At 65.7% G+C, this 10,808-nt stretch carries 7 protein-coding genes and 2 pseudogenes; 7 read left to right on the top strand and 2 right to left on the bottom strand.

Annotation, left to right across the window (positions count from 1 at the left end; all coding sequences use genetic code 11):
- The first annotated feature begins 108 nt into the window (after positions 1–108).
- The 6 genes from chvE (at position 109) to QAR72_RS08225 (ending at position 7,582) form a co-directional block, all read left to right on the top strand.
- Positions 109–1,119, top strand: coding sequence for a multiple monosaccharide ABC transporter substrate-binding protein (chvE, locus tag QAR72_RS08250; protein ID WP_442953567.1), 1,011 nt, complete (start codon positions 109–111; stop codon positions 1,117–1,119).
- A gap of 94 nt (positions 1,120–1,213) precedes the next feature.
- On the top strand, positions 1,214–2,728 hold the full coding sequence (gene mmsA, locus QAR72_RS08245) for a multiple monosaccharide ABC transporter ATP-binding protein (protein ID WP_304616891.1): 1,515 nt from the start codon (positions 1,214–1,216) through the stop codon (positions 2,726–2,728).
- A 12-nt stretch (positions 2,729–2,740) separates the two neighbouring features.
- Positions 2,741–3,928, top strand: a complete 1,188-nt coding sequence (gene mmsB, locus QAR72_RS08240) for a multiple monosaccharide ABC transporter permease (RefSeq protein WP_304616890.1) — start codon at positions 2,741–2,743, stop codon at positions 3,926–3,928.
- A 3-nt stretch (positions 3,929–3,931) separates the two neighbouring features.
- The gene (araD1, locus tag QAR72_RS08235; RefSeq protein WP_304616889.1) at positions 3,932–4,921 is read left to right on the top strand and encodes an AraD1 family protein; all 990 of its coding nucleotides are present in this window, start codon (positions 3,932–3,934) and stop codon (positions 4,919–4,921) included.
- Between the two features lie 7 nt (positions 4,922–4,928).
- Positions 4,929–6,671, top strand: coding sequence for an L-arabinonate dehydratase (araD, locus tag QAR72_RS08230; protein ID WP_304616888.1), 1,743 nt, complete (start codon positions 4,929–4,931; stop codon positions 6,669–6,671).
- Positions 6,671–7,582: a Gfo/Idh/MocA family protein gene (locus QAR72_RS08225; RefSeq protein ID WP_304616887.1), complete on the top strand. Its 912-nt coding sequence runs from the start codon at positions 6,671–6,673 to the stop codon at positions 7,580–7,582. Before araD ends, QAR72_RS08225 begins: the two co-directional genes overlap by 1 nt.
- 28 nt (positions 7,583–7,610) lie before the next feature.
- Here the strand turns inward: QAR72_RS08225 and QAR72_RS08220 are convergent.
- Positions 7,611–7,700, bottom strand: a pseudogene (locus QAR72_RS08220) (IS5/IS1182 family transposase); the annotation flags it as partial.
- 293 nt (positions 7,701–7,993) lie between these two features.
- Between QAR72_RS08220 and QAR72_RS08215 the strand changes: the two are divergent.
- Positions 7,994–10,018 carry a catalase gene (locus QAR72_RS08215; RefSeq protein WP_304616886.1) on the top strand — a complete coding sequence of 675 codons (2,025 nt, stop codon included), beginning with the start codon at positions 7,994–7,996 and terminating at the stop codon, positions 10,016–10,018.
- Between the two features lie 324 nt (positions 10,019–10,342).
- Here QAR72_RS08215 and QAR72_RS15655 read toward each other — a convergent pair.
- Positions 10,343–10,654 (bottom strand): annotated as a pseudogene (locus tag QAR72_RS15655) (hypothetical protein); the annotation flags it as partial.
- Positions 10,655–10,808 lie beyond the last annotated feature (154 nt).

Genomic DNA, 10,808 nt, shown 5'->3' with positions numbered 1-10,808 from the left:
TCCGGCTGCGCTAGGGTCTTCCTTGCATCTATCGGCGCCGGGGAGGGCGCCCCAGGGGAGGATGACATGACAACCATCAAGACCGCCGCGCTGGCGATCGGCGTATCGATGCTGGCCGTCGCGGCCTCGGCACAGACCGTCGGCATCTCGATGCCCACGCAATCTTCGGCCCGCTGGATCGCGGACGGGGCCAACATGGTCGAGCAGTTCGAGGCCGCAGGGTTTGAAACCAACCTGCAATATGCCGAGGACGACATTCCGAACCAGCTGGCGCAGGTCGAGAACATGATCAGCCAGGGGGTCGATGTGCTGGTCATCGCCGCCATCGACGGCACCACGCTGTCGAATGCGCTGGCCAATGCCGCCGCCGCCGACATCCCGGTGATCGCCTATGACCGCCTGATCCGCGACTCACCCGATGTCAGCTATTATGCGACCTTCGACAACTTCCAGGTGGGTGTCCAGCAGGCGACCAGCCTGGTGCAGGGGCTGGAGGAGCGGTTCGGCGACGTGAACCCGTGGCATGTCGAACTGTTTGGCGGCAGCCCTGACGACAACAATGCTTATTTCTTCTATGACGGCGCCATGTCGATCCTGCAGCCGCTGATCGACGAGGGGAGGATCCAGATTCTCTCGGGTCAGGAAGGCATGGCCACGGTCGGCACGCTGCGATGGGACGGCTCGGCCGCCCAGGCGCGGATGGATAACCTGCTCTCGGCGAACTACACGCAGGAACAGATCCACGGGGTGCTGTCGCCTTATGACGGCATCTCGATCGGCATCCTGTCGTCGCTCCGAGGCGTTGGCTACGGTTCGGGCGATCTGGAATGGCCAATCGTGACGGGTCAGGACGCCGAGGTGCAATCGGTCAAGTCGATCATCGCGGGCGAGCAGTTCTCGACCATCTTCAAGGACACTCGCGAGCTGGCCCGTGTCACGGTCGGCATGGTGAACGCGGTCCTTCAGGGAACCGAGCCCGAGATCAACGACACCGAGACCTACGACAACGGAGTCAAGGTCGTGCCGGCTTTCCTGCTTGAGCCGGTGCCCGTGGATGCCTCGAACTGGGAAGAGGTTCTGGTGGGCAGCGGCTACTACACGCTCGAGCAGCTTCAGTAACAGTGCTGGCCGCTCGCTACCCGTGCGGGTAGCGGGCGGTCCATGTCGCCCTGCGGCCGCCCCCTGAAGGTGTGCCCAGGCAAGGAACGTCCCGATGAGCGCCCTTCTTCAAATGCAAAGCATCTCCAAGGCCTTTCCCGGCGTAAAGGCATTGGACAATGTCAGCATCGACGTCGCCCCCGGCGAGATCCACGCGATCTGTGGCGAGAACGGGGCCGGCAAGTCCACGCTGATGAAGGTGCTGTCGGGTGTCTATCCCTTCGGCAGCTACGACGGGCAGATCACCTATGACGGCGAGGCGGTCGCCTTCAAGGGCATCCGCGACAGCGAGGCGAAGGGCATCATCATCATCCATCAGGAGCTGGCGCTGATCCCGCTTCTGACCATTGCCGAGAACATCTTTCTGGGCAACGAGCGCGCGAGAGGCGGCGTCATCGACTGGCCCGAGACCTTCCGCCAGACCGAGGCGCTATTGGCCAAGGTCGGCCTGAAGGAGACCCCCGGGACCATCGTCGGCAAGCTGGGCGTCGGCAAGCAGCAGCTGGTCGAGATCGCCAAGGCCCTGTCGCGCAACGTGCGGCTGCTGATCCTGGACGAGCCGACCGCCGCGCTGTCGGAAAGCGACAGCCAGGCGCTGCTGGACCTGCTCTTGGAGCTGAAAGGGCAGGGGGTCACCTCGATCATCATCAGCCACAAGCTGAACGAGGTGCGCCGGGTGGCCGACCGGGTGACGGTGATCCGGGACGGCGCCACGATCTCGACGCTGGATGCCAAGGGCCTGACCGAGGACAAGATCGTCCGCGACATGGTCGGCCGCGACATGGCCCACCGCTATCCCGAGCGCGAGCGGCGCGCGGGCGAGGTCGTCTTCGAGCTGAAGAACTGGAATGTCTGGCATCCCGAGCAGCGCGAGCGGCAGATGATCCGTGATGTCTCGATGACCGTGCGGGCGGGGGAGGTCGTGGGCATTGCGGGCCTCATGGGTGCGGGCCGGACGGAACTGGCGATGAGCGTCTTCGGCCGCTCCTATGGGCGGAACATCAGCGGGCAGGCCTTCGTGCGCGGGCAGGAGGTGGACGTCTCGACCGTGGACCGCGCGATCAAGGCGGGGCTGGCCTATGTCACCGAGGACCGCAAGACCCTTGGCCTGATCCTGGAACAGACGATCCGGCGCAACACGATCCTGGCGAATCTCGAAGGGGTCTCGACCCGCGGTATCGTCGACGAAAGCCGCGAGACCGAGGTGGCCGAGAAATACCGCAGCGCGCTGCGGATCAGGACGCCCTCGGTCTTTCAGAAGGTCATGAACCTCTCGGGCGGCAACCAGCAGAAGGTCGTGCTGGCCAAGTGGCTTTTTACCGCGCCCGACGTTCTGGTGCTGGACGAGCCGACGCGTGGCATCGACGTCGGCGCGAAATACGAAATCTACAACATCATCAACGATCTGAGCCGCGAGGGCCGCGCCGTCGTCATGATCTCGTCCGAGATGCCCGAGCTTCTGGGCATGTGCGACCGGATCTATGTGATGAACCAGGGCGGCTTCGTGGGCGAGCTGACGGCCGAAGAGGCCAGTCAGGAAGCGATCATGTCGCTGATCGTCAGGGAATAGGAGGACAGCGTGGTGGAACGCACCGAAAGCGGGCCCCGCACGGGTCTGGGCGAATATGTGGCGCGGCACATCCGCGAATACGGGCTGCTGTTCGCGCTGATCGCGATCATGGCCTTCTTCCAGATCGTGACCGGAGGCGTGCTGCTGCGCCCGGTGAACATCACCAACCTCTTCCTGCAGAACAGCTACATCATCATCATGGCGCTCGGCATGCTGCTGGTGATCGTGTCGGGCCATATCGACCTGTCGGTCGGGTCCGTCATGGGCTTCATCGGGGCGCTGGCCGCCGTGATGATCGTGCAGAACCAGATGCCGGTCTGGCAGGCGATGGCGGTCTGCATCGTCACGGGCATGGCGATTGGCGCGGTGCAGGGCTATTTCATCGCCTATTGGAAGATCCCCTCCTTCATCGTGACGCTGGCGGGGATGCTGGTCTTCCGGGGCCTCTCGCTGTGGCTGCTGGCCGGGCAATCGGTCGGGCCGTTCCCGCAGAGCTTCCAGCAGCTTTCGACCGGCTTCATCGCCGACCCCTTCGGCTTTGACCGCCCCAACGGCCTCGCGCTGGCGGTGGGTGTGCTGTCGGTCCTGCTGATCCTGTGGATCGGCCTGCGCGCCCGCGCCCGCAACCTGCGCTACGGGATGGAGGACGAGCCCTTCGCCCTGTTCCTCGTCCGCAACGGTATCATCGCCGCCGCGCTTCTGTTCGTGACATGGAAGCTCGCCTGGTTCCGGGGCCTGCCGAACGTGCTGCTGTCCATGGTCGTGCTGACGGTGATCTACGTCTTCCTGACCGAGCGGACCACCATCGGCCGCCGCGTCTATGCCACCGGCGGCAACGCCAAGGCGGCGAAACTCAGCGGCATCCGAACCGAGCGGCTGACCTTCCTCGTCTTCGTGAACATGGGGCTGCTGGCGGCGCTGGCAGGGCTGGTCTTCGCGGCGCGGCTGAACACCGCCACCCCCCGCGCGGGCTTCGCGGTCGAGCTGGACGTGATCGCGGCCGTCTTCATCGGGGGCGCCTCGATGTCGGGGGGCGTCGGCAAGATCGTCGGCGCGGTCGTGGGCGCCTTCATCATGGGCGTGATGAACAACGGCATGTCGATCATGGGGATCGGCATCGACTACCAACAGGTCATCAAGGGGCTGGTGCTGCTGGCTGCCGTCTTCTTCGATGTCTACAACAAGAACCGTGAGGGCTGAGCCATGTGGTTGTCGCAACTGACGCTGAAGGACGGCCGCCGCGCCGTCGCCGCCCGCACCGGGAACTCCGCCCATCTGGTTCCGGGGGTGGAGACGACCCGCCAGCTGGCGCTCGCCGCGCTGGAGGCAGGCCGGGGCCTTCAGGCCGAGGTGGAGGCGCGCGGCGCCGGGATCTCGGTCGACTTGGCCGCCGCGCTGGAGGAGGGGCGGCTGCTGCTGCCGCTGGATCACGAGGACCCGGCGCATCTGCATCTGACCGGGACGGGGCTGACGCATCTGGGCAGCGCCTCGGCGCGGGACAAGATGCACCAGTCGATGGACGCGGGCGAACTGACCGACAGCATGAAGATGTTCCGCATGGGCCTCGAAGGCGGCAAGCCCGAGGCGGGGCGCATCGGTGCGCAGCCCGAATGGTTCTGGAAGGGCAACGGCTACAACGCCGTCGCGCCGGGCCAGCCGCTGGCCTCGCCGGGTTTCGCGCTGGATGCGGGCGAGGAGCCGGAGATCGCGGGCCTCTACATCGTGGCGCCGGACGGCCGCCCGGTGCGGCTCGGCTTTGCGCTGGCGAACGAGTTCTCGGACCACGTGACCGAGCGCGGGAATTACCTGTGGCTCGCCCATTCCAAGCTGCGTCCCGCCAGCTACGGCCCCGAGATGCTGGTCGGCGATCTGCCCCAGCATGTCGAGGGCACCAGCAGCCTCATCCGCGGCGGCAAGACCATCTGGGAAAAGCCGTTCCTGTCGGGTGAGGCGAACATGTCGCACAGCCTCGCGAACCTGGAGCATCACCACTTCAAGTACGGTCTCTTCCGCCGGCCGGGCGACGTGCACGTGCATTTCTTCGGCACCGCGACGCTCAGCTTCGCGGACGGGATCAGCACCGAGGCGGGTGACCGGTTCCGCATCGCCTGCCCGGATTTCGGCCTGCCGCTGACCAACCCCCTGACGGTCGAGGCTGCCGATCCGGCGCCCGTGCCCGTCCTCGCGCTGTGAGACACGCATGACCTTCACCCCCGCTCCCTGGCCCCGGAAGCTGCGATCCCAGGAATGGTATGGCGGCACGTCGCGCGACACGATCTATCACCGCGGCTGGCTGAAGAACCAAGGCTACCCGCATGACCTGTTCGACGGGCGGCCGATCATCGGCATCCTGAACACCTGGTCGGACCTGACTCCCTGCAACGGCCATCTGCGCGAGCTGGCCGAGAAGGTGAAGGCCGGGATCTGGGAGGCCGGGGGCTTCCCGGTCGAGGTGCCGGTGTTTTCCGCCTCCGAGAACACCTTCCGCCCGAGCGCGATGATGTTCCGCAACCTCGCGGCGCTGGCCATCGAGGAAACCATCCGCGGCCAGCCGATGGACGGCGCGGTGCTGATGGTCGGCTGCGACAAGACCACGCCCTCGCTGATGATGGCGGCGGCGTCTTGCGACATCCCGTCCATCGTGGTCACGGGCGGGCCGATGCTGAACGGCTATTTCCGCGGCGAGCGGGTCGGCTCGGGCACGCATCTGTGGAGGTTCTCGGAAGCGGTGAAGGCCGGGCTGATGACGCAGGACGAGTTCCTTGATGCCGAGGCGTCCATGTCCCGGTCGAGCGGCACCTGCAACACGATGGGCACGGCCAGTACCATGGCCTCGATGGCCGAGGCGCTTGGCATGGCGCTGTCGGGCAATGCCGCGATCCCGGCGGTGGACTCGCGCCGCCGCGTCATGGCGCAGATGTCGGGGCGGCGGATCGTGCAGATGGTCAAGGACGACCTGAAACCCTCGGACATCATGACGAGGCAGGCCTTCGAGAACGCGATCCGCGTGAACGGCGCCATCGGCGGGTCCACCAATGCGGTTATTCACATGCTGGCAATGGCGGGCCGCGTCGGGATTGACCTGACGCTGGACGATTGGGACCGCTGCGGGCGGGACGTCGCGACCATCGTGAACCTGATGCCCTCGGGCCAGTATCTGATGGAGGAGTTCTTCTATGCCGGCGGGTTGCCGGTCGTCATCAAGCGGCTCGGCGAGGCGGGGCAGCTGCACAAGGACGCGTTGACCGTCAGCGGTCAGACTATCTGGGACGAGGTCCGCGACGTCGTCAACTGGAACGAGGACGTGATCCGGCCGGTCGACAACCCGCTGACAACACAAGGGGGCATCGCGGTGCTGAAGGGCAACCTGTCGCCCAACGGGGCGGTGCTGAAACCCTCGGCGGCCAGCCCGCACCTGCTGGTCCATCGGGGTCGGGCGGTCGTCTTCGAGGACATCGACGACTACAAGGCCAAGATCAACGACGAGGCGCTCGACATCGACGAGACCTGCGTGATGGTCCTGAAGAATTGCGGACCCAAGGGCTATCCCGGCATGGCCGAGGTCGGCAACATGGGCCTGCCGCCCAAGGTGCTGCGCAAGGGCGTGACGGACATGGTGCGGATCTCGGACGCGCGCATGTCGGGCACGGCCTACGGCACCGTCGTGCTGCACACCTCGCCCGAGGCGGCGGCCGGGGGCCCTCTGGCGGTGGTCCGCAACGGCGACATGATCGAGCTGGACGTGCCGAACCGCCGCCTGCACCTGGACATCCCGGCCGATGAGCTGGCCGCGCGTCTGGCCGAATGGCGCCCGCTGCCCGACCAGCCGGCCAGCGGCTACGCCTGGCTGCACCAGCAGCATGTGATGGGCGCCGATACCGGGGCCGACATGGACTTCCTCAAGGGCTGCCGGGGCAACGCGGTCGGGAAGGACAGCCACTGATGAAACTCGCGCTCGTCGGCATCGGGAAGATCGCGCTGGACCAGCATGTGCCGGCGCTGGCTGCCAGCCCGGACTGGGAGCTGGCAGCGACGGTGTCCCGTCGCGGCACGGTGGAGGGGGTGGACGCCTTCACCGACATCGAGGCGATGCTGGCGGCGCGGCCGGATGTGGAGGCGGTCAGCCTCTGCCTGCCGCCCGTGCCGCGCTTTGCGGCGGCGCAGGCGGTGCTGCGCGCGGGCCGTCACCTGATGCTGGAGAAGCCCCCCGGCGCGAGCCTGTCCGAGGTCCACGCACTGGAAGCCATGGCGCGCGAGGCGGGGGTGACGATCTACGCCACCTGGCATTCGCGCATGGCGCTCGGCGTGGCGGCGGCGAAGCAGTGGCTGGCGGACAAGCGGGTCCAGAGCGGCAAGATCACCTGGCGCGAGGATATCCGGCACTGGCATCCGGGCCAAGACTGGATTCTGGAGTCGGGCGGCATGGGCGTCTTCGATCCGGGCATCAACGCCCTGTCGATCCTGACCGAGATTCTGCCCACGCGCGTCCATCTGCAAGCAGCCGAGCTGGACTTCCCCGAGAACCGCCAGGCGCCCATCGCGGCGCGGCTGACCCTGTCGGGCGGGATCGAGGCCGATTTCGACTTCCTCCAGACCGGCCCGCAGACCTGGGACATCGAGCTTGAGACCGATGCCGGGCCTGTGGCGCTGCGAATGGGGGGCAATGTCCTCGAGATCGGCGGCCAGCCCGCAGAGGGTCAGGAGGACATCATGCAGGAATATCCGGCGCTTTACGCCCGGATGGCGGAACTGGTGCGTGCGGGCGCGTCCGATGTCGATCTGGCGCCGATGGTGCTGGTCGCGGACGCGTTCACAAAGGGTCGTTGGGTTATGGTTATGCCCATTGATATCTGACGGGTGACAGAGGCTGTCTTCGGACAGAATTGGTGAAGATTACCCTGCTTGGAACCAGCCGGCCGGCAACCCTTGGCTTGGCATGGCTCTTTGGAAAGATCGGCTTCAACCGCTCCATCCACGCGTCGGTCAGCCAGAAAAGGTTGCTCCATCATCATCCCCGTCGTTCCGCGGGCTCGGCTCGCGCCAGAAGGACAGCTTCATGCTGAGCAATGGATCCTGACGCCAATTATAGCTAGATGCATCGTCGGCAGAACCGCCGAAAGCCCTGCGGATCCTCTGCCTTGTCCTGATGGTCGGAACTCGGTCTTTCGCGGATTTAATCTCCCGCTGTGATGGAACGCGACGGCGCGGCAGGGGTTCGGCTAGGTCGCGCGGGCATGGGGTCCGGCACCAGCAGGGGAAAGGCACATGACCGACATCAGCCAGAAGCAGGGCAAGGGCGGAGAGACGCAGCAACGGGGCGGCGAGGCGCTGACCACCAATCACGGCGTGCCGATCTCGGACAACCAGAACAGCCTCAAGGCCGGAGCCCGGGGGCCGGTGCTGCTGGAAGATTTCGTGCTGCGGGAAAAGATTTTCCACTTTGACCACGAGCGCATTCCCGAGCGTATCGTCCATGCCCGCGGCTCGGGGGCGCATGGCTATTTCGAATGCACCAATCCCATCCCCGAACTGACGCGCGCCGGAGTGCTGGCCAAGCCCGGCCGGACCGAGGTCTTCGTGCGCTTCTCGACCGTCGCCGGCGGCGCGGGCAGCGTCGACACGCCCCGCGACGTGCGCGGTTTCGCGGTCAAGTTCTACACGGACGAGGGCAACTGGGACCTCGTCGGCAACAACATCCCCGTCTTCTTCATCCAGGACGCGCTGAAGTTTCCCGACCTGATCCACGCGGTGAAGATGGAGGCGGATCGCGGCTATCCGCAGGCCGCCAGCGCCCATGACACGTTCTGGGACTTCGTCTCGCTGATGCCGGAATCCATGCACATGATCATGTGGGCGATGTCGGATCGCACCCTGCCGCGCAGCCTGCGGATGATCGAAGGCTTCGGCGTCCACACCTTCCGGCTGGTCAATGACGAGGGCCGCTCGACCTTCGTCAAGTTCCACTGGAAGCCGAAGCTGGGCCTGCAAAGCCAGGTCTGGAACGAGGCGGTCAAGACCGCCGGCGCCGATCCCGACTATCACCGCCGCGACCTGTGGGAGGCCATCGAATCCGGCGACTTCCCGGAATGGGAGCTGGGCATCCAGACCTTTGACGCGGACTGGGCGGCCGCCCAGCCCTATGACGTCCTCGACGCGACCAAGCTGATCCCCGAGGAGGACATCCCCGTCCGCATCGTCGGTCGGCTGGTCCTGGACCGCAACCCGGACAATTTCTTCGCCGAGACCGAGCAGGTAGCCTTCCTGCCCTCGAACGTCGTGCCCGGCATCGACTTCACCGAGGACCCGCTGCTGCAGGGGCGCCTCTTCAGCTATCTCGACACGCAGAAGTCGCGGCTCGGCACGACGAACTTCCACCAGATCCCGGTGAACGCGCCGAAATGCCCGATGCACAATTTCCAGCGCGACGGGATGATGCAGATGGCGGTGCCGCGGGGCCGCGCCACTTACGAGCCGAACAGCCTGGCCGAGGCAGGCGAGGACCCCGGCCCCCGCGCCTCGGAGAAGGGCTTTGCGACCTACCGGCACATGACCGAGCTGGGCAACGAGCCGACCGAGAAGCTGCGCGTCCGGGCCGAGAGCTTCGCCGATCACTACAGCCAGGCGCGGCTGTTCTATCACAGCCAGACGCAGACCGAGCAGCGCCACATAGCGGACGCCATCACCTTCGAGCTGTCCAAGGTGACGCTGCCGCATATCGTCAGCCGCGTTCTGTCCCATCTGCGGGTGATCGACGAGGATCTGGCCGAGGCCGTGGCCGAGGGCCTGGCCGAAGATCTGCCTGCCGCCGCAATCCCTGCAAAGGAGCCGGTGAACATGGAGCCCTCGGATGCGCTGTCCATCGCCAAGCGGGCGCATCACAGCCTGAAGGGCCGAAAGGTCGGCATCCTCGTCGGCGACGCGCCGGACGAGGCGCGGCTGGAGGCGCTGAGTGCCGCAATCGCCGAGGCTGGTGCAAAGGCCGTGCTGATCCACAAGCAGCGCGGCCGAGCGGAAGAACAGCTGGCCGGTCAACCCTCGGTCTTCTTCGACGCGGTGGCGCTGGCGCTGTCGGCCGAGGATTCCGAGGCGCTGTCCCGCTACAAGCCGGCCATTGACTTCGTCTCGGACGCCTTCGCCCATTCCAAGGCCATCGGCGCGGACGAGACTGCCGACGCGCTGCTTGAGGCGGCGGGCGTGACGCGCGACGCGGGGGTCGTGCCGCTGGATGCCGCGGGCTTCGTCGCTGCCGCCTCGCGCCGCTACTATGACCGGGAAGAGACACTGTGGTGAATCGGGTGACTTAGCTTCAAGGTTGATTTGCAGAGCTCCCTGCAAATCAACCATCAGAGACACCTCGGGGATGTGAGCTGCAGAGCGAATGCACCGCCGGATCAAAAGGCGCCGGAAAGGTTGGTGGCGCATCTGCACCGTGCCTGACGCGCGCGGTACTGGTCCGAGGGATCCATTTTGATAGATGGCTCGGCACAAGCACCATCTGCTAACGCATCTTATCTCCGCGGAAGAGGCTTCAGACGCCAGTTTTGTGCCACGTTAGCAGGCAAAACGCTCAACGTACCGGTTGGGGGACTTGGCATAGCACCCTGACCCGACAGACTAGTGTGGTTCGGGACGCTTGCATTGATGATCACTGTCCCGACCATCAATCTGGCAACATGCGCGCGGGTTCGCGCGATCACCTAGAGATCGAGTTGCGCAATCCATTGTCCCACTCACGTGTTCCGTAATCAGGCGAGCGCCGCGTTCAAAGGTGAGGTAGCGCCAAAGCCACTGCACTGAGACGAGGAACCGGTTCCGGAACCCGACCAGGAGATAGACATGGATTATCGCCCATAGCATCCAGGCCGGCCAACTCCGAAGCCTGAAACGCCCCTGTTCGAAAACTGCCGCGTGGCGGCCCACGATAGCCGTGTTTCCGCGACTCTTATAGCGGAAGGTGGTCTTGCCCCCGTTTCACCGGACACTCAGGCGGTTGCGGTTTGGGCTGCGATGAACTCGCGGGGCGAGCGCATTCTCAGCCCTGAGTGCGGGTGGTTGTCGTTGTAGTCCTCGATCGAGCCTC

Source organism: Paracoccus sp. (in: a-proteobacteria), from assembly GCF_030604785.1.
In the GTDB taxonomy this organism is placed as follows: domain Bacteria; phylum Pseudomonadota; class Alphaproteobacteria; order Rhodobacterales; family Rhodobacteraceae; genus Paracoccus.
This window is presented reverse-complemented; position numbering and strand designations above follow the sequence as displayed.